Here is a 22,655-nt window from a genome sequence, read left to right as displayed (position 1 = left end):
TTTTTATGATGAAATTCCAGAAATTGTTAGACGGTTGTAGGGCCCCTTCTGATAAATCCTAATAAAAATGCTATTACAGCTAAAACAAGCAGAGCATAAATTAACCCGCCTGCTGAGTATGCAAAAACACCTATCACCCATCCGATAACCATGATGATAGCGATAAAATACAATAGTGATCTCATTATAGTGATGTTTTAAATTAATATATATCACTATTGAAAAACCATGCCATTATTATTTTATGTGGACTGTGTAATTATTAATGTTCTAAATCGGGGACAGAAGTGTTTGGTGAGTTACAATAAATCTATTGCCAAATTAGCCAACTCACTCCGCTCCCCTTTTTGCAGGGTAACATGCGCATAAAGCGGATGCCCTTTAGCTTTATCGATCAGGTATGACAATCCGTTACTTTCGGCATCAAGATAAGGGGTGTCTATCTGGTAAATGTCCCCGGTAAATACAAACTTGCTGTTTTCTCCTGCCCTGGATATAATAGTTTTAACTTCGTGGGGCGTCAGGTTCTGCGCCTCATCCACAATGAAGAAAATCTTGGTCAGCGTGCGTCCGCGAATAAAGGCAAGAGGAGCAATTGTGATTTTGTCATTTGATACCAGTTCATCAATCTTTAACTGCATCTTTTCATCATCAGCAAATTGGTCGCGGATAAATTTCAGATTGTCCCATATTGGGGCCATATAGGGATCAACCTTCGATTTTATATCACCCGGTAAAAAGCCAATATCCTTATTACTTAGCGGAACGATGGGGCGCGTTACATAAATCTGGCGATAGAATTTGCGTTGCTCCAAAGCACCGGCAAGAGCCAGCAGTGTTTTACCTGTGCCGGCGTTACCTTGTATAGTAACCAGTTTAATATCAGGGTGTAATAAGGCATGTATTGCAAAAGCCTGCTCTAGGTTTTTAGGCTGAATATTAAATACAGGTTGTTCGGATATTTTTTCTAAAACACAGGTTTGACTATTATAAAAACCCGAGAGCTTTTGCTTTTTTCCGGTAAAACTGTAAAAATGATTGCTTTTATTGGATATAAAACTCAACTCATCGCAATTCAATACGCCTTGCTTTGATAGCTGATTAATCGTTTTGTCAGGAACCTTATTTAAAATAGTTTCGCCGGTATAAAGCTCTTCCAGGTTCTTGATTTTGCCTGTTTCGTAATCCTCAGCATGAATATTCAGGGCTTTGGCTTTCAGCCGCAGGCAAATATCTTTTGATACTAGGATTATTTTTTTATCAGGATACTCTTCCTGTAAGCCAAGAGCAGCGTTCAATATGCGGTGGTCAATCTTGTCGCTACCAAACACTTCTTCGGCATCGGCAGTTGCGTGCCTGGTATCCATCACCACTTTAAAGCTACCTTTGCCTTTACCTTTAAGCGGAACCCATTTATTCAATAAGTTTTTACGGGAAATGTCATCCATTAATCGGATAAAGCTTCGGGCTTCGAAGTTCCGGGTATCGTTCCCGCTTTTCATATTATCCAGTTCTTCCAGCACCTGGATGGGCAGGGCTACATCATGTTCCTGGAAATTTTCAAAGGCGTTGTGATCGTAAAGGATAACCGAGGTATCTAATACAAATATCTTTTCTCTCCCGTTTGCTTTAGTGCCAGACATAGGGGATAAATTTAGCTATTTTTTAGTTGTTGAAAGGTTTGAAAGTTGAAAAGTTGTAAGGCTATGAATTTAAAACCCTCCTCTTGGGGAGGGTTTGGGTGGGGCCAAAATTGAAAACGGAAGCACACTCTTGCGAATGACTTCCGTTCCCTGACCTCTGCTCAACCGTAGTTGCGCCGAAGCACCAAGTTTTGTGTAAATTGATCGATCTGCTCTCGTCTTAGTCCTTGCGGTCTTTGACTGTTTGCGTCTCATTGTTCCCTGTTGCGTTACTCCGTAAAATACCGCATAGTTTCCAATACCTCTTAGCGTTTTCCGTTTTCTGTGGCTTTCGCCGTTTTGGTTTCCTTTCGCTTTTTCCGACACCTAGTTTCTCCGGACTTGCGTCTTTTGTCTTTTGTGTCTTTCAGGTGACTTCTTGTGATCTTTAGCTCCTCCGAAAATTCGCCCGATTCACTTTCCGTTTTCCTGTCAAGGTTATCAAAGTACGTCGTTCTTGATGTTATCTAAGGTAGTGCCCAAATGAATATTTGTCAAGTTTTTTTTTTGATTTTTATAAACAGTTTCTTAACAAAAAGTACATGGTTTGTACACATTCAGATACCGCTCATTTTTAGGCTCTTTAGGGTAAATCCGATGAACAAACAGCTTTATTGTTAACAGTGTCTTTATCAACATAAACTCTGGAAATCGCTGATAACAAGAACTTAAAAAATTCTTAAAATGTAAGAAATATCGAAAACAGTCTATTTTTCGCTCTTGTTTTTTCTATAAAATGCAGGTGTTTTATTCCGCGTGTTTCCTGATTTTGATAACTACCCGTTTGGAAACCGGCGTATTGCTTTCTGTAGCAACACTATTTATAGGTACCAGTACATTAGTTTCAGGATAATAGGTAGCAGTGTTTCGTTCGGGAATATTATAAGGTACTATTATAAATAGCCGTGCAACACGCGCCGTTCCTCCACCATAATTAAATAGGTCTACCTTCTCTCCTGACTGGAAACCACCTAATGCAATATCCTTAGGGTTCATAAATATTACCCGGCGTTCGTTGTGAATACCACGGTAGCGATCCTCCAATCCATAAATAGTTGTATTGAATTGATCGTGGCTACGGATGGACATCATGATATAATCATCTGGTTCCAATTTTTCTTCTGGCACATGAACTACTGAAAAGGCTGCCTTATCGCCATACTTTTCAGTTTTAAATTTCCCTTCCCGGGGACCGTTAGGCAGATAAAACCCTCCGGGTTTACGTATTTTTCTATTGTAGTCCTCGCAACCCGGAATGACTTTGGCGATCAGGTCGCGGACATGGTCATAGTTTGATTCATACTTTGCCCAATCTACCTTCGTCCGGTTACCGATGGTTTCTTTGGCCAGGCGGCAAATGATCTGCGTTTCACTCAAAAATTGATCAGATATAGGTTTAAGCACACCTTTTGATAGTTGAATCACTCCCATGGAGTTTTCGCAACTTACAATCTGTTCCACACCATTAATAATATCCTTATCGCTACGCGAATAACAAGGCAGGATCAATGCTTCTTTGCCATGCACCAGGTGGCTGCGGTTTAATTTAGTAGATACATGCACCGTCATATCCAGTTTACGGATACCATTAGCAGTATAATTGGTATCAGGCGTGGCCGAAATAAAATTGCCACCCATTGCAAAAAGCACTTTCAGTTTGCCCTCGTGCATGGCTTTTATCGATTCAACCGTATCAAGTCCGTTTTCAGCAGGTGGATCAAACCCGAAAACTTCTTTTAGTTTTTTGGCGGATGCATCTTTCAGTTTCTCCCAAATTAGCATAGTACGGTTACCCTGTACATTACTATGCCCGCGCACAGGACATAATCCAGCTCCAGGCTTGCCTATACTACCTTTTAATAAAGCAAGGTTAGCAATTTCTTTAATCGTGTCGACACCATTCTCATGCTGCGTAATACCCATGGCCCAGCAAATAATAATGCGGCTTTTGTTTTTCAGCATTTCGGCAGCTATTCTTATAGCCTCGATTGGTACGCCTGATTGCTCGGCCAGTCGTTCCGCATCTAGTTTCTCAAGGTGTTGGATCAACTCATTATAACCAACCGTATTTTTCTGTATAAAGTCCTGGTCGAATACCTTTCCAGGGTTTTCTTTTTCAGCTTCCAACAGCAATTTTTCAATAGCCTGAAACAAAGCCATATCGCCATTGATTTTTACTTGCAAATACAGATCGGCCAGTCTTTTACTTATTCCCAAAAACCCTTTTACAGTTTGCGGATCTTTGAAAGCAGTTAAGCCCGCCTCATGTAATGGATTAATGGCGATGATCTTAGCACCATTATTTTTGGCTTTTTCAAGCGCTGTCAGCATCCTGGGATGATTTGTCCCCGGATTTTGACCCATAATGATGATTACGTCGGTTTTGTAAAAATCATTTAAGGTTACAGTGCCTTTACCAATCCCAATAACCTCAGAAAGTGCTGTTCCGCTTGATTCGTGGCACATATTGGAGCAATCGGGCATATTATTGGTACCATATTCCCGTACAAACAATTGATACATAAACGATGCCTCATTGCTTGTGCGGCCTGAAGTGTAAAAGGCAGCTTCGTTGGGAGAAGCCAAACTGTTGAGTTTGTTTGCTATCTTCTTAAGTGCATCTTCCCAACTGATCACCTGGTAATGCGTTGCTCCCTCTGGTAGATAAACTGGTTGGGCTATCCTGCCTTTCTTTCCTATTTCATAGTCATTTAGTTTAGCAAGATCAGCGACTAAATTTTGAGCGAAAAACTCACCCGTTAATTTCTTGTTTGTTGCTTCTTCGGCTAGTGCCTTTGCACCATTCTCGCAATACTCTGCTATCGGCGAACGATCATCATCGGGGTCTGGCCAGGCACAGCTTGAACAATCAAAACCGCCTTTCTGGTTCATTTTTAAAGACGCCGCCATTCCGCGGATAGCACCTGTTTCGTGAATGATATCTTTAAAAGCCTCGTAAACCGCCGGTATGCCTGCGGCCCAATCTTTTGGCTCAGTTACTTCAAGGTCTAATAATTCTTCGGGGTTTTCGGCTGACGGTTGTTCAACTTTCTTATTCATTTCAATTTCTCAGCTAATGGATTGGGGTAATTATCACTCTGGTCTTCATCAACATTATCCAGGCAGGTAAAGTCTTTTTCTACCAATAACAGCAGATCGCCTTGTTTACCTTCAAATCCTACCCTATCCGTTTTATCCAATTCTTCTATCAAATTGCCCGGCACTTGCAGGCAGATCACATTATCATCAAAAAAGCCCGACAATTGATGACCGTTTGTTTTTTGAATTACATATACCAACTCCCGATTACCAAAATTGGTTCTGTCTTCTAAATAACCTTCATGCGACAACCGGTACATATCGCTCTTGGTAAGCCGGTAACGTAACGAGTTGCCTTTAATACGAATCTTCATATCTCGATAATAAAATGCGCTTAGGTTGGGTGTAAATATTAAACCGTTGGTCGCGCAGAAAACCAACCAGTGTTATATTAAATTCTTCTGCCAATTGCACCGCCAAACTCGATGGAGCGCCCACTGCCGCAATAATCGTAATGCCTGCCATCGCCGCCTTTTGAACTAGCTCAAAGCTTATTCTGCCACTTAATAATAATATGTATTGATCTAAGGGCAAGAGGTTTTTATTCAACGTAGCGCCAATTAACTTATCCAAAGCATTATGTCTGCCTACATCTTCTCTAACCAATAACAATTCACCTTCAAAATTAAATAAAGCCGATGCATGTAATCCGCCGGTATCAGCAAATACTTTCTGATGTTTTTGAAGGATAGATGGCAATTGGTACAATACATCTGCATTAACCTGATTTTCCGTTGCATTATTATTATAAGTGCTTACCGTTTTGATCGAATTGATAGATGCCTTCCCGCAAACGCCGCAGCTTGATGTGGTATAGAAATTACGCTCTGTATTGTGCAACTGCGGTTCAATGCCTTCCTTTAAACTTATCTGTATCACATTTTCTTTATTTTCAGCACATGCGATAAAGCAATGCTTTGCCGATTCAATATCTTCTTGTTTTCTGGTGATGCCTTCAGTAAATAAAAAACCTAACGCCAATTCGGCATCATTGCCTGGCGTGCGCATTGTGACGGAGATATTCTTTGTTTGACGCTTATTCGCATTACCATACTCCAGACGGATCTCTAATGGCTCCTCAATGGCAAGTGTGTCATTAATAACAAATTCTTCGTTATCAGCTATTTTGATAACCGGCAATTGTATACTTGACTTGTTGGGCATAACAGGTAAATGTTAAGCTAATTTAATCTTTTATCAATAACAGCACAGCTAAATAATGGTTTAAATAAAAACGGCCTCTCTGTTAGGAGAAGCCGTTTGACAATTTGTCGAAAATAATAGCGATGGGTTTGAAACCCATCGCTATTATTTATAATTAGATGATCTTACTATCAACCAATACCTGGTTCATGTTGCGAACAGCGTCAGCGCTCTTATTGAACTGAGCTTGTTCATCATCGCTCAGTTTAAAGTTAAGGATCTGCTCCCAACCGCTTTTGCCTAATACAACAGGCACAACCAGCGAGATGTCTTTCTGGCCATATTCGCCGTCAAGTGCAACACCGCAGCTAATTAGTTTTTTCTCGTCGCGTACAATGCTTTCAACCATAGCAGCAGTACCTGCGCCTGGTGCATACCATGCTGAAGTACCAATCAGTTTGGTTAATGTAGCACCACCCACCATAGTAGCAGCAACAATTTTATCCTGTTGCTCCTGACTAAGGAACTCGGTTACAGGAATACTGTTCCAGGTAGCATGTTTGATCAACGGGATCATAGTAGTATCGCCGTGACCGCCTATTACAACTGCGTTCAGGTCTGCCGGAGAACAACCCAGTTCCTGGCTCAGGTAATATTTAAAGCGTGATGAATCCAATGCGCCACCCATACCTAATATTTTATTTTTAGGTAAGCCTGAAGTTTTCAGGGTAAGGTAGTTCATGGTGTCCATCGGGTTAGATACTACTATAATAATGGTATTAGGGGAATACTTTAAAATACTTTCGGTAACGCTTTTTACGATACCAGCGTTGGTGCCGATCAATTCTTCGCGGGTCATACCCGGTTTACGTGGCAGGCCTGAAGTGATCACTACTACTTCTGAACCGGCAGTAGCAGCGTAATCATTGGTAACACCTTTTATCTTGGTATCAAAACCAAGCAGTGCTGAGGTTTGCATCATATCGATAGCCTTACCTTCTGCAAAGCCTTCGCGGATGTCTAATAAAATCAATTCTTCGGCCAGCTCTTTTCTTGCGATGTTATCTGCGCAAGTGGCGCCTACAGCCCCGGCACCAACAACTGTAATTTTCATATAGTAATTAATTTATAAGAAGGAAACATTAGTTTGAGGTAGGGATCAATACGTTAAGTATACCCCTCCGGAAATTTTCAGGGCAATTTTAAGAAATTTTTATAACAGCATCTTTAATTAATTGAAAATATAACAGTACTGTAGCAATGCCTTAAAATTTATCATTTTCATTATTTTAAAGGTGAAATTGCCATATTTTTTAACATTTTATTAAAACTAACCTATTGAGTGTTAAAAATTACCAAATACATCCTTGTCGATATCATAAAATTAGGCTTTCTCTACTTTTGACTCTAAAAAATTAATCAATTTCAAATAAAAGCCATTTTTAAATGATTTTTTGTCTATTTCGACGGATAAAATGACTGTTTTTGAAAATATTTTTAATTTTTTATCACAATTATCATGAAAATTGTAAAAAATATTTAAATTCGCCTTCGAAATTTAAACTCACGATAGTAAAACTGATACTTGATCCAAATTTTTCAAAACAACTAAACAATGGCAAAATTAGAGTACATCTGGCTTGACGGCTACAAACCAACACAAAGCCTTCGTAGCAAAACAAAAATTGTAGGTGATTTCAGCGGTAAATTAGAAGATTGCCCGAATTGGAGCTTTGATGGTTCATCAACAGAACAAGCACCAGGCGGTTCTTCTGATTGTATTTTGAAACCCGTTTACATTTGTGTTGATCCTCAAAGAAAAGACGCTTACCTGGTAATGTGCGAAGTACTTGATTCAACCGGCAAACCACATGAGTCTAATGGCCGTGCTCTAATTGAAGATGATGATAGCGATTTTTGGTTCGGTTTCGAGCAGGAATACTTCCTGTGGGATCCTGAAACCAATAAACCTTTAGGTTTCCCTGCAGGTGGTTACCCTGGCCCTCAAGGTCCATACTACTGCTCTGTAGGTGCTAAAAATGCTTTTGGCCGTGACATTGTTGAAGAACACTTAGACGCTTGTTTGGAAGCAGGTCTGAACGTTGAAGGTATCAATGCTGAGGTTGCTGCTGGTCAGTGGGAATTCCAGATCTTCGCAAAAGGCGCTAAAGAAGCCGGTGATGAAATCTGGGTTGCCCGTTATTTGTTAGAAAGAATCGGTGAGAAATACGGAGTTTCTATCAACTGGCATTGCAAACCGCTTGGTCAATTAGACTGGAACGGTTCAGGTATGCACGCTAACTTCTCAAATACATTGTTGAGAACTACCGGTAGCGAAGATGTATACAAAAAGATACTTGAAGCATTCCGCCCGGTTGTTGCAGAACACATCGCAGTTTACGGAGCTGACAACGATCAGCGTTTGACCGGTAAACACGAAACCGCTTCTATCCATGACTATAGCTATGGTGTATCTGACCGTGGTGCTTCTATCCGTATCCCTCTGTACACTGTACAAAAAGGCTGGAAAGGTTACCTGGAAGATCGTCGTCCGAACTCAGCTGCTGATCCATACAAAGTAGCTGCACGTATCATCAAAACTGTAAAGTCAGCGATATAATAACTCCTAATTAATTTATACTGGGCCCTGCAGATCTGTTTCTGTGGGGCTTTTTATTTGCCTCACCCCGGCCCTCTCCAGGGGAGAGGGAGTTTGATAATACTCACTTAAGATATCTGCCGCCTCCAATCTTTTCCAGACTATCAACCGGTAAATTATATACATATATATAGCAGGTTACGATTTCTGATGCTGTTTCAACATCTGCCGATATCCTGATAAACTCATTAGGTTCGGGCTGCTCATCACCATAACCTTCATAATCGTCTATCTCTAAGAAAACCACCTCAGGGTCATCAATTTGCAAAATGACGCCGTAGATGTATTCATCACTATCATCCAATACCGCACCTGGATATTCGCCGATATCATAAAGTCTCCCTTTTATCTTACCATTGGCAAAAAAGTGACTATGTTCTTTCAGATAAACTGCAAACTCATTGTTGTGATTTAACAATGTACCATAGATAAATAACAAAGCGCTTTTCATCATCATCAAATTTAATTAAGCATTCACTAATTCACTCAATCACTAATTCACTAATTTATAATTAACCATTCACTGATTCACCCTAGCACTAATTCACTAATTTTATAACTAACTTGCCATGTTTTATCGTATCAACGATTTATGGATACACAACAAATCATATCTTATCTAAAAGAAAAAAATATAGACAAAATTAAGTTCGCTTTTGCCGATATAGATGGTGTGCTGCGCGGAAAAGTGATCCATCATAAAAAATTCACCGATGGACTGCAAAAAGGTTATGGTTTTTGCGACGTAGTTTTTGGCTGGGACAGCAGCGATCTTTGTAATAACAATATAGAACTAACCGGCTGGCATACAGGTTATCCTGATCAACTTTGCCGTATAGACCTATCTACCTTTCGTACAGTTCCATGGCAGGATGATATCCCTTTTTTCCTGGCTGATTTTAGTAAGGCTGATGGAAATGATTTGCCCGCTTGTCCCAGAAGTTTATTAAAACGAATTACCAAAGAATGCGAATCACTGGATTTTCACCCAGAATTCGCACAGGAATTTGAATGGTTCAATTTCAGGGAAACGCCACAATCATTGCAGGAGAAAAGCTTTACCAATCTGGAAACTTTAACACCGGGTATGTTTGGGTATTCCATACTGCGGACTTCAGAAAATAGTGATTTTTATTACGACCTGTTTAATCTGCTAATGGAGTTTGATATTCCATTGGAAGGTTTGCATACGGAAACCGGACCAGGAGTATACGAAGCAGCTATTTTGCATGATCACATTATTGAAGCAGCTGATAGAGCTGTATTACTAAAAACTGCCATTAAAGAAATTGCTTACCAGCATGGCATTATGGCGACTTTTATGGCCAAGTGGAATGAAAACTTGCCGGGTTGCGGCGGTCATGTGCATCAGAGTTTGTGGAATAAGGATAAAACAGAGAACCTGTTCTATAATGCTGAAGATACCAATAAAATGAGTGAACTGCATAAGCATTATCTGGCAGGGCAGTTACATTGTTTGCCGCATATTTTGCCGATGTATGCCCCAACTATCAATAGCTACAAACGACTGGTTGAAGGTGCCTGGGCGCCAACTACAATTACTTGGGCTGTCGAAAATCGAACGACTGCTTTCCGGGTGATCAACACCTCTCCTGCTTATACAAGATTGGAAACCCGTATTCCAGGTTCGGATACCAATCCATACCTGGTAATGGCGGCAGCATTGGCATCAGGATTATATGGTGTAAAGAATAAGCTGCCTTTGAATATTTCGGCAACAGTTGGCAATGGTTACCAGGATACTAAAAACGGAACTATACCATCTAATCTGTTAGATGCGGCGAACATTATGAAGGATTCTAAGATCGCCAATGAATTATTTGGCGAAGGCTTTGTTGACCATTACTCAAAAACCCGTTTATGGGAATGCAAACAATTTGCGAAAAGTGTGACCGATTGGGAATTGAAGAGATATTTTGAAATTATTTAAATGGACTATCATTTTATACTAAAAAAAGCCTGGGAAGGCTATGACGCTTCTAAAAAGATACGCGATATTGAGGATATCAGCGCCATGGTTTCAACCAACCATGTGTTTAAGATAACCTTTGAGGATGACGATATTATCATTGCCAAGCTTTCACATTTTGGAAAATACGAGCTGTTTAAGGAAGATCACCGCATCATACATAGTTTATCCAACAACCTGCTTTATCCCTTTGAGAATGTATTGTCCAAATCGCTTCTGAAGAATAACCGGGTTTATATCTATCGCCATAAACATGGAAAAGACGATGCCTGGGTGGTATTTTACAATCCAACACGAATTGCGGAGCGTTTGCCAAGGCGTTTGGATGAACATCATATCCGTAAGCTCGGTCAACAGATCGGTAAATTTCATAAGGCTTGTTCAAGAGCTAAGAATGTGCTTCCTAAATCTGCTAAAACGCTTCGGACAGATATTTATGCCCTGCAGCAACAATTAGAGAAGAACGAAAGGCAATTCGGATCAGCCATGCAAGTGGATTTCCTGAAATATCATTGCGAATTGTTCCTAAAAAACCGCTCGAAATATAACATGAGCTCGTTTGAGATCATTCCCGTATTTATCGACTGGAACATTGGCAATTTCTCAGTTACTAAAGATCTGGAGCTTTATTCCCGCTGGGATTATGATTGGTTTAGAATGAGTTATCGTGTGCTGGATTTTTACTTCTTCAGCCGTGTGGTTTCTGATGTTGGCGACCGTACTGTATTTAGTTACGGCATCAATACTTTGATGGAAGACCGTTTTGTTATGTTTCTGGAGGAATATCACCACGTAAACCCGCTAACTGCGAATGAGATCCGTTTCCTGAAAGAAGCCTACCGCTTTTTTATCCTGAATTATGTAATAAAAGACGGCAAATATTTCTTTAATGAACAATATGCCAAAAAGCTTCAGGCTGAGGCTTTTGATATTTATTTGCCATCTGTCGACCGCGATTTTGATGCTGAACACATTATACAGGCCCTTGATCTCGAAGAAAGTAAAACTTTAGCATAAACTGAGTAATCGATTATAAATGAAGAAAGTAGATAACTTTAAGTCCATAGTAGATAAATATAAGATCGTATTTTTTGATGCTTTTGGAGTTATTAAAAACTATTCAGGTTTAGTTAGTGGAATAGAAAATACTTTTACATACCTCGAAAGAGAAAAAAAGGAGTACTATATTGTTACGAACGATGCTTCGCGCGGTCCGCAACAATTAGCAGAATCCTATCATCGCATGGGTTTAAAGGCTATCACCGCGGACCGTATTGTCTCATCCGGCATGCTTACCAAGGAATTTCTTGATCTGAAAGTTCCTGATGGTATCGTAGCCTATTTAGGTACGCCAAACTCCGCGCATTATATTGAACGGTCCGGACTGCAAACCTTACCCATGAGTGAAGTGAACGAGCATAACATGGATAAAGTGAGCGCCCTGATATTCCTGGACGATGAGGGCTTCGATTGGTGCCATGATTTGAATAAAACCGTTAACCTGATCAGGAAAAAGCCTATCCCGGTTATTGTGGCCAATACTGATCGCGCTTATCCGCTTTCAGCGTCCAATGTTTCCATTGCTATTGGTGGTATCGCAGCAATGATCGAAAGTGTGGTCGGCAAGCAGTTTATCCGTTTCGGAAAGCCTGACTCACAGATGTTTATGTTCGCTTATGACCTGATACGCGAATATCGTCAAATCAGCAAAAGCGATATCGTGATGGTTGGCGATACGTTAAATACAGATATTCTTGGCGGAAATAAGTTTGGGTTGGATACAGTCCTTGTTTTAACAGGTAATACTTTGGCCAAAGACTATGAGACGCGTATTACAGCTGCCGGTATTGTACCCACATATATTTGTGATTCAGCAGTCGTTGATCTAAGCGGCCTTGATTTTTAGTGCACGGTAGTTCCGGTTTTCATTTATTTTTCTGTTATTCTGTATCCTCATAAGCCGGAACCATGTCGAAAACAGCTTGAAAGATAAATTGAATTAAAAATAATTGTAATTATTACATTTTTTATCAATTTAGCATTTCCAACCGGCGATCAACCTGCTTATGAGAATGTTTTTTATCAAGTCGTTTTCTGTTTTATTCCTGATAAGTATTCTCCCGACTTTGGTATCTGCACAATCTAAAACGTTTACCAATCCATTGCTGCCTTCTGGTGCTGATCCTTGGTGTATACAGGTTGACGGGTATTATTACTATACAAACTCCATGCAAAACAGCCTGGTGTTGTGGAAAACAAAAGATATCACCGATCTGAAAAACGCGGAGCGAAAAACAATATGGACTCCCCCGCCAAATACCTCTTACTCTCATGAGCTTTGGGCACCTGAGCTGCACTACCTCAACCATAAATGGTATATGTACTTTGCTGCAGATGACGGTAAAAATGATCATCACAGAATATACGTGCTTGAGAATCCTTCCGCAGATCCTTTAAAAGGTGATTGGACATTCAAAGGAAAAGTCAGTGATGGAACTAATAAATGGGCTATTGATGTTTCAGTATTTGAAAATAAAGGGCAACTTTATATGATCTGGGCTGGCTGGGAAGGTGATGAAAATGGTCAGCAGAACATTTATATTGCTAAAATGAGTAATCCATGGGCAATAAGCAGTAAGCGGGTAAAGATTTCGAGCCCTACTTATGACTGGGAAAAATATGGCGATCTGCATGACAGTTCTAATCCACCTCATGTGAATGTTAATGAAGGACCGGAAATATTGAAGCATAACGGAAAGGTATTCCTGATATATTCGGCCAGTGGCTGCTGGACTGACTATTACGCACTCGGTATGCTAACCACTTCTGAGAATAAAGATCTGCTCGATCCAAGTTCCTGGATCAAGTCAGTTCACCCTGTATTTAAGCAATCGCCGGAGAACAGTGTCTATGCCCCGGGGCATAATTCATTTTTCAAATCGCCTGATGGCAAAGAGGATTGGATTTTATACCACGCCAATTCGCGCCCCGGCTTAGGATGTGGTAAAGATCGTTCACCAAGGGCTCAAAAGTTTACCTGGAATAAAGACGACAGTCCGAATTTTGGCATACCGGTTAAGGAAGATGTTGAAATACCCGTGCCATCAGGTACCAATTAAGTAATTATGAAGAAAAATCACATACAATTACTCGCTTTCCTGCTGATGATTCTATCCTTCCAGGCAGTTAAAGCACAAAAATCACAAGCTCCGGTTTGGTCAGCAGCAAAGGCAAATGCCTGGTATGCAAAACACAAATGGATAAACGGAGCTAACTTTACACCGAGCATTGCTATCAACCAGTTAGAAATGTGGCAGGCTGGTACCTTCGATCCAAAAACTATCGATCGCGAATTAGGCTACGCTGAAAGAATTGGTTTTAATGCGATGCGAGTATTTCTTCATAGCATGGCCTGGCAGCAGGATCCGAAAGGTTTTAAAAGTCGGGTTAGTCAATATTTGACTATTGCTGATAAACATCATATCCAAACCATATTTGTGTTTCTGGATGATTGCTGGAACCCGGAAGCAAAAACAGGCAAACAACCAGAGCCTAAACCGGGTATCCACAATTCAGGCTGGGTACAGGATCCGGGAAATCGCCTTAAAAACGCAGAAGAATTGCCCTTGCTTCAAAAATATGTAACCGATGTTTTAACCACTTTTAAACATGACAAACGTGTCCTTCTGTGGGATTTATTCAACGAACCCGGAAATAGCAATAAAGGGGATGCTTCATTAGATTTACTTTCCAAAATCTTTACATGGGCAAAAACTGTTAACCCGGATCAGCCGGTAAGTTCAGGAATGTGGGACTGGAATTTAGAGAAACTAAATAAATTTCAATTAACACATTCTGACGTGATCACCTATCATGATTATGAAGAGCCGGAAAAACATCAGCGCGTGGTGCAAATCCTGAAATCATTTGGCAAACCTGTTATTTGTACCGAATACATGGCACGTCTACGCGGCAGCACTTTCGAGAATACGATGCCAATGCTGAAAAAAGAAAATGTAGGCGCTATCAACTGGGGATTAGTATCAGGAAAAACCAATACGATTTATGCCTGGGATACGCCGATGCCGAATGGTGATGAACCAAAACTATGGTTTCATGATGTTTTCAGAAAAGATGGAACGCCTTATAAACAGGAAGAGGCTGACCTGATCAAAAAATTAAACAGCAAACAGTAAAAAACGATTATAAAAACCGCATTATGAAATTAAGCAATTTATCTTTGGGACTGTTATCGGCTTGCGTGGTTTTGATGGGGGCCTGCAAGCAATCAGCCACTAAAACAGACACATCAACAACTATGAAAGACACTATTACTTACGGAAAACTCCCGGCTGATTCGGCCTTTGAAAAAACAATTGACGGCAAACAAACGCACCTCTTCGTGTTGAAAAACAAAAATGGTATGGAAGCCGCTATCACAAATTTTGGTGGTCGTCTTGTAGCCCTTCTGGTTCCGGACAGCGCAGGGAAAATGATTGATGTTTCTGTGGGCATGAGTAGTGTGGATGATTATATTAAATCGACTGAACGCTATTATGGCGCTACCATTGGCCGATATGGCAACCGCATTGCAAAAGGGCATTTCACCCTTGAGGGCAAACAATACACGCTGGCAACCAATAATGCACCTAACACCTTGCATGGCGGTAAAAAAGGCTACCAGGATGTAGTTTGGGATGCTAAAAAAGTGAATGACCAAACATTGGAGCTGACTTATCTTTCAAAAGACATGGAAGAAGGTTTCCCAGGTAATTTAAAGATTAAGGTAACTTACTCATTAACCGACGATAATGGTTTCAAATGTCAGTACGAAGCCACCACAGACAAAACAACTGTAGTGAACCTGACTAACCACGCTTATTTCAACCTGAATGGTGAAGGTAGCGGAACTATATTGAATCACTTGGTTCAATTTAAAGCGGATAACTATACGCCTGTTGATTCAACTTTGATTCCGACTGGAAAGGTTGAGCCGGTAAAAGGTACACCATTTGATTTTACCACCGCAACTACTATTGGTGCACGCATTAATGATGCTAATGAACAACTGAAAAACGGCAAAGGATATGACCATAATTTTGTGCTTAATAAACACACTATGGCTGATCCTATCGCAATTGTCAAAGGCGATAAAACTGGCATTGTAATGGAAATTTATACCGAAGAGCCTGCTATGCAATTCTACAGCGGCAACTTTATGCAAGCGAAGAACACGATGAAATATGGAGAAAAGGATGATTATCGTACAGCCTTTGCTATGGAAACACAGCATTATCCTGATTCTCCAAATCAGCCGCAATTCCCGTCAACGGTATTAAAACCTGGGCAGACCTATAAAACTGAATCGCTTTATAAATTCAAGACGAAATAAAATAGGGTATCACACTGAGCATGTCGAAGTGTAGTGCGCAAAGGCCTCGCCCTCCGCTAACCAGCGGATCCGACAAGCTCAGCATGACAACGTTCTTAAACATATTTATTCCTGTTGATGTTAAGTCAACAGGATTTTTTATGCAATAAAACGACATTTGAAAAACATTCAGCTAAGTTGAAATATTTACATTTACAGTTTATAACGTTAAGATAGTGCTGATAGACAATCACGGCAGAAAGATCAATTACCTGCGTTTGGCTATAACCGACCGTTGCAACCTCCGTTGCTTTTACTGCATGCCCGAGGACGGATTAAACTGGCTGTCGCGCAGCGAATTGCTGACTTATGAGGAAATGCTTTCCATATGCAGTCTGCTGGTAAAAATGGGTATCGAAAAAATACGAATTACCGGTGGGGAGCCATTTGTAAGAAAAGATATCATGCAATTGCTTACCTCACTTTCCGAACTACGAGGCTTAAATGAACTAACCATCACTACTAACGGCGTATTAACTGCACCATTTGTTCCTGAGTTAAAGAAAATTGGAGTCAAATCAGTCAATTTAAGTTTGGATACGCTTGATGCCAATCGTTTCTTCACCATTACTAAGCGCGATGAATTTGCCAATGTGATGGAAACTTTTGAGCAACTGCTCAAACATGACATAGAGGTGAAGATCAATGCTGTGGTAATGGATGGCAAGAATACACAGGACATCATCCCATTGGTTGAACTAACCAAAGACTTACCTGTAAGTGTGCGCTTTATCGAAGAAATGCCCTTTAATGGCGACGGACACATCTATACTGGTTTGCAATGGGATTATGTGCGGATTTTGGATGAGATCAGGCAGAAATATCCAGCTATTGCTAAACTAAAAGACTCGCCTTATTCAACGTCGTATAATTATCAGATCCCAGGTCATAAAGGGAATATAGGCGTTATTGCTGCCTACTCACGTACTTTCTGCGGCACATGTAACCGGATAAGGATCACTCCTGAAGGTGAGTTGAAAACATGCCTGTATGATGCAGGCGTGTTAAATATAAAGGATATGATGCGCAGCGGAGCCTCAGATAATGAGTTGGAAAAGGCTTTATTAAACGCATTTTCTCATCGCCCAAAAAATGGTTGGGAAGCTGAAAAAACCCGAAGTAACAATATTCCTGCTCACGAATCAATGGCAACAATCGGAGGATAAGATATGATAACAGTTGAGCAGGCAGAAAAATTGATATTAGCTGAAGCAAAGGATTTTGGTACAGAAAATATCTTTTTTGAAGATGCTTTAGGCCGTACGCTCGCCGAAGATATCAAAGCCGATCGTGATTTGCCCCCGTTCAACCGGGTGACCATGGATGGGATAGCTGTACGTTATGGGACTATTCAGCAAGGAATTCAATTATTCAAAATAAAAGCTACGCAGGCTGCGGGTGACAATCCGATAGATATAGATCATCTTGATGAATGTATTGAAATAATGACCGGAGCCGCACTACCAACAACTGTAGATACTATAATTCCTTATGAGCATATCGACATAAAAAATGGTGTCGCGGTTATCACAACTTCAGTCTTTCAAAAAGGTCAGAATTTACACTTAAAAGGAGCTGATAAGAAACAAGGAGATGTTGTTGCTGTAAAACAGCAGGTGGTCACTCCCGCTTTAATCAGCGTTGCAGCATCAGTTGGCAAAGCTGAGTTGCTCGTAAAAAAGCTACCACGTGTAGTTGTCATTTCCTCAGGTGATGAATTAGTTAATGTGGACGAGCAGCCCTCGCCTATTCAAATCAGGAAATCAAACAGCTATATGATAAAGGCAGTTTTGAGTCAATATATGTTGAAGGCTGACCTCTTGCATATACCTGATGATCCGGACGTCACAAAAGAAAAGCTGAATCATTGCATTGCTAATTATGATGTAATACTGATGACCGGCGGCATTAGTATGGGCAAGTTTGATTACATACCTACAGCTTTGGATGGAATTGGTGTAAAAACCATCTTTCATAAAGTGAGCCAGCGGCCGGGGAAACCATTCTGGTTTGGCAAACATGAGAATGGTGTGTTGGTATTTGCTTTTCCGGGAAACCCTGTGGCCACTTTTATGTGCCTGCACCGGTATTTTTTACCATGGTTAAACGCTAGTCAGGGACTTAATGAGAAACCATCGGTTTATGCAGTTTTAGGAACGGATTTTACTTTTAAGCCCGATCTGCAATATTTTTTGCAAGTAAAACTGCGTTTTTCCGACAAAGGACAAATAATAGCCGAAGCAATTGAAGGCAATGGTTCAGGTGATTTTGCTAACTTAGCAGATACAGACGCTTTCATTGAATTACCGAAAGGCAGAGACGAATTTAAACAGGGTGAAGTATTTCGCGCATGGCCCTTTAAACAATTGACAGTATGACTTTTTCGCATTTAGACGAGCGTGGACAACCCAATATGGTTGATGTTGGCGAAAAGCAGATTTCCCGGCGTACTGCTGCTGCAAGAAGCATAGTTGCATTGCCTGCCGAGGTGCTCGAGCAATTGACGAACGGTGATATTCAAACAAAGAAAGGCTCTGTATTTCAAACGGCCGTTATAGCCGGAATAATGGCTGCCAAAAAAACCGGTGATTTGATTCCATTATGCCATCCGCTGGGACTGGATAATTGCAGTATCAATATTCATTTAAATGAACAGCAGGAAGTAGTCATTGATTGCACTGCTACAATCACCGCTAAAACAGGTGTCGAAATGGAAGCATTGGTTGGTGCGTCGATAGCTGCACTCACCATATACGATATGTGCAAGGCTTTGAGCCATGACATCGTGATAAAAGAAACCAAACTGATGGAAAAGACAGGAGGTAAACGTGACTTTAAAAGAGCATAAAAAGCATACCGATCTGGTTAGACCAGCCATCGGAAATTATGCAAGAAATGAATGGGCTATTGTCGGAGCACCATGTGTGGTGATAAAATCTCTGGCTGATTCGGTTATCGGCGCGTTATCATCTAAATATAAATGCGCTTATGCGGATACTTCACATAATGATGAGATGACGTCAGCTCCAGGTCGTTTGGCTAATGATGCCCTGTTGGAATACACCGATCAAGTCAATTATCAGCAATTCAATTATAATACGACATCTACCCCATTCAGACTAAGACAACAGTTTTCAGAAGCTGACCTTGTTCTGGTAAATGGGAATCATCAACAGGCAAAGGCTCAAGTGGTAATTATCTATAATGCAAAAGCATCATCATTGCAAAAAAGGTTGGCTCAACTGACCAATGTCGGGTTGATCCTGTTAGCTGAAAATGAGCCTGATGTGTTTGATTTCATAAAAGAGTCAATCCCAAATTGGCAGAATATACCTGTATGCAGACTAGATGAATCAGAAAAGATCATCACTTTTTTTGAGAACAAAGTATTGCAATCCAGACCCCTTCTAAATGGATTGGTGCTTGCCGGTGGAAAGAGTATGCGTATGGGTTTTGATAAGGGAGCCGTGAGTTGGTTTGGTAAAGAACAACGTTATCATGTGGCCGATATGTTGAAGCCGCTATGCAAAGATGTTTTCATTTCTTGCAGAGCAGATCAAAAGCAACAAATCAATCCAGCTTACCCCGCCTTGGAAGATACCTTTACCGGATTAGGGCCTTATGGCGCAATTCTTTCTGCATTTAGAGAGCAACCTGACCGAGCGTGGCTGGTGGTAGCCTGCGATATGCCTTTGCTGGAAACAGAGACCTTCAAATTCCTGATAGAAAGACGCAAAGTATCTGCTATAGCAACGGCTTATAATAGTCCTGATAATGAGTTTCCCGAACCATTGATCACTATTTGGGAACCTAAGAGTTACCCGGTATTATTATCGTTTTTATCACAAGGATATTCTTGTCCACGAAAAGTGTTGATCAACAGCGACGTGCATCTATTACAGGCACCTAACACTGATGCTTTGACCAACGTCAATACGCCAGATGATCTTGAAAAAGTGAAACAGACTATCCACCAAAAGATCGCGAGTGCTGATGTCTGAAGATTTTGCGAGATATAGTTGCCAGATCGCTCTGCCCGGTTTCAGTGAATCAGCCCAGCGGCTGTTACAACAAGCGAAAGTATTGATTGTTGGTGCGGGTGGGCTTGGTTGTCCGGCAGCACAATATTTGACTGCCGCAGGCGTAGGCACATTAGGCATTGCCGATTTCGATATTGTATCCATCAGTAATTTACATCGCCAGATTTTGTATACCCCGGAGGATGCGGGGCTAAGCAAAACTTTAGTGGCGTGCGAGCGACTACAGAAACAAAATTCCAGTATAAAGCTTATTTCGCATCAGGTAAAGATCACGTCCGATAATGTAATGGACCTTCTGCAACAATACGATATCGTTGTTGATGGTACCGACAATTTTGAAACACGGTATTTATTAAATGATGCGGCTGTTCTATCAGACAAGCCTTTAGTTTATGGTGCTATTTACCAGTTTGAAGGACAGATCGCCGTTTGGAATGCAAAGAATACTGATGGTACCTTCTCCCCTAACTATCGCGATTTGTTTCCGGAAGTTGATGCTACCCAAGTGCCAAATTGTGCCGAAGGTGGCGTAATCCCAACATTAGCCGGAATTATAGGCTGTATGCAGGCAAATGAGGTGATTAAATACATTACAAAAACAGGCGAATTATTGACCGGGAGAATATTAATGCTTGATGCTCAAACCCTTCAAAGCAGAATCATAAAAATTGGTTCTGTGAGCAAGGTTAGTATCAAACAACTAAAACGAACCGAAGAGATTCCGCTAATCTCGGTTGCTGATCTGAAAAAAGGCATTGAAGAAAGCCGTTTTGAATTGATCGATGTGCGAACCGAACGTGAACGAGATGAATATGACATAGGCGGTAAGCATATTCCTTTGATTGAATTAGAAGATCACATGGATTACTTTTCAGGAAGCCGAGAAAAAGTGTTCTATTGTGCCACTGGAAAGCGAAGCGCGGACGCTGTGAAAGTTATCAAACAAAAATATCCTGATGCTAAGGTTTTCTCTCTTGATGGTGGCTTGGAAAAATGGGAAAAGCTTTGAATCAGCGGAATCATCTAATCATTAAAATCAGCGGTCAGGGATGCGCTGCTACCCACACTTCCCCATCCTCAAATACCTCTTTTTTCCATATAGGCACAGTTTGTTTTAATGTATCAATCACATAACGGCAGGCTTCAAAAGCAGCATCGCGGTGTGCGCATGATATGGCAATAATAACAGGCACCTCACCTATTTTCAATACTCCTGTTCGGTGATGAATCAAAAGTTTTTGAACCGGCCATTTGCTAAAGGTTTCATTCGCTATTTTTTGCATTTCTTTGATGGCCATGGGCTCATAGGCCTCAAACTCAAGTCGTACTACAGTTCTGCCTTTGGTTGCATCGCGCACGGTCCCTATAAACACATCTATCCCACCCGATTGCGACGTCATCACCCAATCGATGCAGGATTGAATGTTTAATGTTTGGGCCGATATTTTAACTTGGATATCCAACTTTATAGAATTTATTAAAATTTATATGTTTAATTCAGGTGGAATATCAATATAAGTATAAGGAACGGTTAATCTTCTGGCATTATCCCAATTTTCAAATATTAATAGTACATGTTGCATGACGTCTGATTCAAGTGCTGAGTTTAAGAATGACTGATTGTATTCCTGTTCAGATATTTCAGCAAACGCCCTTTCAACGGAATCAATGGCCTCATCAATAATATTTTGAACACTTTGGGTAGGAAGGGGTGATTTTTTAGTAATTAATTGGGGCTCCAACCATTTAAAATAAAGCAAACTTCTTACAGCTTGAGGCGGGTGTAAATATTCTTTTAATGAATCGATTTTAAAACTACACATGCCAAATAGCCTCATATACGAATAAATAGCAAACAGCCAAAGTTTTAAAGAATTTTCGAGTCCATTAAAGAACGGCTGCGTTCCATTTATTATTCCAGCATCTCTTTCCTTTAGCGCTAGTAAAATATTATTAATTCCAACATTAAAAGCATACAAGTCAGCACACAATTCCAATGCCTGACTTGTTAATGGTTCCAATCTGCTTCCGGCTGGGTAACTATTAAAATATTCAGTCATTGAAAAGGATTCAAACAAACTATCACCATACCCAATATGACCACATAGGATATGTCCATATTCATGAGCTACGAGGAACCTGGTTACAAAGCATGATAATAACATACCCAATCTATATCGATTAATATCTTTTGGTATAGGGATATTTTTTCTATCAATCTCAACAATATTATTATAATGATCGAAGGAAGTAAATTGAGCATTATATATTTTTTCAGGGGCAATTTCCCTGCTGACATCTCCAAATTCCGGCAAAATATTGGGATTGGACATCATTCTCAAAAAAGTCGCCTCAATTAAAAAAATAGCACCTGCATATATTCCAATAAAATCTTTCCCCTTATATCTTTTAACTACTGCATTTATTTCAGGGTTATTGATAAGGTTTATATAAACATTTGGCGTTCTGGAATCTGCAACTCTAATACCATGAATTAAATTACGACAATCTTCTAAAAGTGAGCCTTTAAAAAAATTATCATCAGATTTGTAAATTCCACCCCTTGATTTAAAAGCTTTATCAAAAAGCATTTCTAAACTTTCCATTTAAG

The 22,655-nt window shown here is 40.4% G+C and carries 21 protein-coding genes; 12 read left to right on the top strand and 9 right to left on the bottom strand.

Features of this window, described 5'->3' with window-relative positions; all coding sequences use genetic code 11:
* Window positions 1-26 precede the first annotated feature (26 nt).
* The 6 genes from VIM89_RS16200 to mdh all read right to left on the bottom strand — a co-directional run bounded on the left by VIM89_RS16200 (window position 27) and on the right by mdh (window position 7,038).
* Window positions 27-185, bottom strand: a complete 159-nt coding sequence (locus VIM89_RS16200; protein WP_488157217.1) for a lmo0937 family membrane protein — start codon at window positions 183-185, stop codon at window positions 27-29.
* A gap of 114 nt (window positions 186-299) precedes the next feature.
* The gene (locus VIM89_RS16195) at window positions 300-1,643 is read right to left on the bottom strand and encodes a PhoH family protein (RefSeq protein WP_488157216.1); all 1,344 of its coding nucleotides are present in this window, start codon (window positions 1,641-1,643) and stop codon (window positions 300-302) included.
* A gap of 786 nt (window positions 1,644-2,429) precedes the next feature.
* The gene (locus VIM89_RS16190; protein WP_488157215.1) at window positions 2,430-4,742 is read right to left on the bottom strand and encodes an FdhF/YdeP family oxidoreductase; all 2,313 of its coding nucleotides are present in this window, start codon (window positions 4,740-4,742) and stop codon (window positions 2,430-2,432) included.
* On the bottom strand, window positions 4,739-5,095 hold the full coding sequence (locus VIM89_RS16185) for a DUF7009 family protein (RefSeq protein WP_488157214.1): 357 nt from the start codon (window positions 5,093-5,095) through the stop codon (window positions 4,739-4,741). The genes VIM89_RS16190 and VIM89_RS16185 overlap by 4 nt, the downstream gene beginning before the upstream one ends.
* Window positions 5,079-5,945 (bottom strand): formate dehydrogenase accessory sulfurtransferase FdhD, encoded by an 867-nt coding sequence (fdhD, locus tag VIM89_RS16180; RefSeq protein ID WP_488157213.1) that lies wholly within the window; start codon window positions 5,943-5,945, stop codon window positions 5,079-5,081. The genes VIM89_RS16185 and fdhD overlap by 17 nt, the downstream gene beginning before the upstream one ends.
* A gap of 154 nt (window positions 5,946-6,099) precedes the next feature.
* Window positions 6,100-7,038, bottom strand: a complete 939-nt coding sequence (gene mdh, locus VIM89_RS16175; RefSeq protein WP_488157212.1) for a malate dehydrogenase — start codon at window positions 7,036-7,038, stop codon at window positions 6,100-6,102.
* A 501-nt stretch (window positions 7,039-7,539) separates the two neighbouring features.
* Here mdh and VIM89_RS16170 point away from each other — a divergent pair.
* Window positions 7,540-8,544, top strand: coding sequence for a glutamine synthetase beta-grasp domain-containing protein (locus tag VIM89_RS16170; protein WP_488157211.1), 1,005 nt, complete (start codon window positions 7,540-7,542; stop codon window positions 8,542-8,544).
* Window positions 8,545-8,647: 103 nt separating this feature from the next.
* On the opposite strand, the gene VIM89_RS16165 is transcribed toward VIM89_RS16170, so the two are convergent.
* On the bottom strand, window positions 8,648-9,040 hold the full coding sequence (locus tag VIM89_RS16165) for a gamma-glutamylcyclotransferase family protein (protein WP_488157210.1): 393 nt from the start codon (window positions 9,038-9,040) through the stop codon (window positions 8,648-8,650).
* Window positions 9,041-9,175: 135 nt separating this feature from the next.
* Between VIM89_RS16165 and VIM89_RS16160 the strand changes: the two genes are divergently transcribed.
* From VIM89_RS16160 to VIM89_RS16110, 11 genes are all read left to right on the top strand, one after another.
* Entirely contained in the window at window positions 9,176-10,534 is a 1,359-nt protein-coding gene (locus VIM89_RS16160) for a glutamine synthetase family protein (protein WP_488157209.1), read from the top strand.
* Window positions 10,535-11,590: a hypothetical protein gene (locus tag VIM89_RS16155; RefSeq protein WP_488157208.1), complete on the top strand. Its 1,056-nt coding sequence runs from the start codon at window positions 10,535-10,537 to the stop codon at window positions 11,588-11,590.
* A gap of 19 nt (window positions 11,591-11,609) precedes the next feature.
* The gene (locus VIM89_RS16150; RefSeq protein ID WP_488157207.1) at window positions 11,610-12,479 is read left to right on the top strand and encodes an HAD-IIA family hydrolase; all 870 of its coding nucleotides are present in this window, start codon (window positions 11,610-11,612) and stop codon (window positions 12,477-12,479) included.
* A gap of 166 nt (window positions 12,480-12,645) precedes the next feature.
* Complete coding sequence (locus tag VIM89_RS16145; RefSeq protein ID WP_488157206.1) at window positions 12,646-13,692, top strand: glycoside hydrolase family 43 protein; 1,047 nt, start codon at window positions 12,646-12,648, stop codon at window positions 13,690-13,692.
* A gap of 6 nt (window positions 13,693-13,698) precedes the next feature.
* Window positions 13,699-14,769, top strand: coding sequence for a glycoside hydrolase 5 family protein (locus tag VIM89_RS16140; RefSeq protein ID WP_488157205.1), 1,071 nt, complete (start codon window positions 13,699-13,701; stop codon window positions 14,767-14,769).
* Window positions 14,770-14,792: 23 nt separating this feature from the next.
* Complete coding sequence (locus VIM89_RS16135) at window positions 14,793-15,965, top strand: aldose epimerase family protein (RefSeq protein WP_488157204.1); 1,173 nt, start codon at window positions 14,793-14,795, stop codon at window positions 15,963-15,965.
* Window positions 15,966-16,180: 215 nt separating this feature from the next.
* Entirely contained in the window at window positions 16,181-17,170 is a 990-nt protein-coding gene (gene moaA / locus VIM89_RS16130) for a GTP 3',8-cyclase MoaA (RefSeq protein ID WP_488157203.1), read from the top strand.
* 3 nt (window positions 17,171-17,173) lie between these two features.
* Window positions 17,174-18,382, top strand: a complete 1,209-nt coding sequence (locus VIM89_RS16125) for a molybdopterin molybdotransferase MoeA (RefSeq protein WP_488157202.1) — start codon at window positions 17,174-17,176, stop codon at window positions 18,380-18,382.
* The gene (moaC, locus tag VIM89_RS16120) at window positions 18,379-18,852 is read left to right on the top strand and encodes a cyclic pyranopterin monophosphate synthase MoaC (protein WP_488157201.1); all 474 of its coding nucleotides are present in this window, start codon (window positions 18,379-18,381) and stop codon (window positions 18,850-18,852) included. The genes VIM89_RS16125 and moaC overlap by 4 nt, the downstream gene beginning before the upstream one ends.
* Complete coding sequence (locus VIM89_RS16115) at window positions 18,833-20,005, top strand: NTP transferase domain-containing protein (RefSeq protein WP_488157200.1); 1,173 nt, start codon at window positions 18,833-18,835, stop codon at window positions 20,003-20,005. Before moaC ends, VIM89_RS16115 begins: the two co-directional genes overlap by 20 nt.
* Entirely contained in the window at window positions 19,998-21,053 is a 1,056-nt protein-coding gene (locus VIM89_RS16110; protein WP_488157199.1) for a ThiF family adenylyltransferase, read from the top strand. Before VIM89_RS16115 ends, VIM89_RS16110 begins: the two co-directional genes overlap by 8 nt.
* A 34-nt stretch (window positions 21,054-21,087) precedes the next feature.
* On the opposite strand, the gene VIM89_RS16105 is transcribed toward VIM89_RS16110, so the two are convergent.
* Window positions 21,088-21,507 carry a molybdenum cofactor biosynthesis protein MoaE gene (locus VIM89_RS16105; RefSeq protein ID WP_488157198.1) on the bottom strand — a complete coding sequence of 140 codons (420 nt, stop codon included), beginning with the start codon at window positions 21,505-21,507 and terminating at the stop codon, window positions 21,088-21,090.
* A 21-nt stretch (window positions 21,508-21,528) separates the two neighbouring features.
* Window positions 21,529-22,650, bottom strand: a complete 1,122-nt coding sequence (locus VIM89_RS16100; RefSeq protein WP_488157197.1) for a hypothetical protein — start codon at window positions 22,648-22,650, stop codon at window positions 21,529-21,531.
* Window positions 22,651-22,655: the final 5 nt, after the last annotated feature.

Source organism: Mucilaginibacter sp. (genome assembly GCF_036568825.1).
In the GTDB taxonomy this organism is placed as follows: domain Bacteria; phylum Bacteroidota; class Bacteroidia; order Sphingobacteriales; family Sphingobacteriaceae; genus Mucilaginibacter.
The sequence above is the reverse complement of the archived record's forward strand: the minus strand, read 5'-3'. Positions and strand labels throughout refer to the sequence as shown.

Bases quoted from the DNA above. Each gene is read 5' to 3' on its own strand.
- VIM89_RS16200 (WP_488157217.1), bottom strand. From the start codon at position 185: ATGAGATCACTATTGTATTTTATCGCTATCATCATGGTTATCGGATGG.
- VIM89_RS16195 (WP_488157216.1), bottom strand. From the start codon at position 1,643: ATGTCTGGCACTAAAGCAAACGGGAGAGAAAAGATATTTGTATTAGAT.
- VIM89_RS16190 (WP_488157215.1), bottom strand. From the start codon at position 4,742: ATGAATAAGAAAGTTGAACAACCGTCAGCCGAAAACCCCGAAGAATTA.
- VIM89_RS16185 (WP_488157214.1), bottom strand. From the start codon at position 5,095: ATGAAGATTCGTATTAAAGGCAACTCGTTACGTTACCGGCTTACCAAG.
- fdhD (WP_488157213.1), bottom strand. From the start codon at position 5,945: ATGCCCAACAAGTCAAGTATACAATTGCCGGTTATCAAAATAGCTGAT.
- mdh (WP_488157212.1), bottom strand. From the start codon at position 7,038: ATGAAAATTACAGTTGTTGGTGCCGGGGCTGTAGGCGCCACTTGCGCA.
- VIM89_RS16170 (WP_488157211.1), top strand. From the start codon at position 7,540: ATGGCAAAATTAGAGTACATCTGGCTTGACGGCTACAAACCAACACAA.
- VIM89_RS16165 (WP_488157210.1), bottom strand. From the start codon at position 9,040: ATGATGATGAAAAGCGCTTTGTTATTTATCTATGGTACATTGTTAAAT.
- VIM89_RS16160 (WP_488157209.1), top strand. From the start codon at position 9,176: ATGGATACACAACAAATCATATCTTATCTAAAAGAAAAAAATATAGAC.
- VIM89_RS16155 (WP_488157208.1), top strand. From the start codon at position 10,535: ATGGACTATCATTTTATACTAAAAAAAGCCTGGGAAGGCTATGACGCT.
- VIM89_RS16150 (WP_488157207.1), top strand. From the start codon at position 11,610: ATGAAGAAAGTAGATAACTTTAAGTCCATAGTAGATAAATATAAGATC.
- VIM89_RS16145 (WP_488157206.1), top strand. From the start codon at position 12,646: ATGTTTTTTATCAAGTCGTTTTCTGTTTTATTCCTGATAAGTATTCTC.
- VIM89_RS16140 (WP_488157205.1), top strand. From the start codon at position 13,699: ATGAAGAAAAATCACATACAATTACTCGCTTTCCTGCTGATGATTCTA.
- VIM89_RS16135 (WP_488157204.1), top strand. From the start codon at position 14,793: ATGAAATTAAGCAATTTATCTTTGGGACTGTTATCGGCTTGCGTGGTT.
- VIM89_RS16125 (WP_488157202.1), top strand. From the start codon at position 17,174: ATGATAACAGTTGAGCAGGCAGAAAAATTGATATTAGCTGAAGCAAAG.
- moaC (WP_488157201.1), top strand. From the start codon at position 18,379: ATGACTTTTTCGCATTTAGACGAGCGTGGACAACCCAATATGGTTGAT.
- VIM89_RS16110 (WP_488157199.1), top strand. From the start codon at position 19,998: ATGTCTGAAGATTTTGCGAGATATAGTTGCCAGATCGCTCTGCCCGGT.
- VIM89_RS16100 (WP_488157197.1), bottom strand. From the start codon at position 22,650: ATGGAAAGTTTAGAAATGCTTTTTGATAAAGCTTTTAAATCAAGGGGT.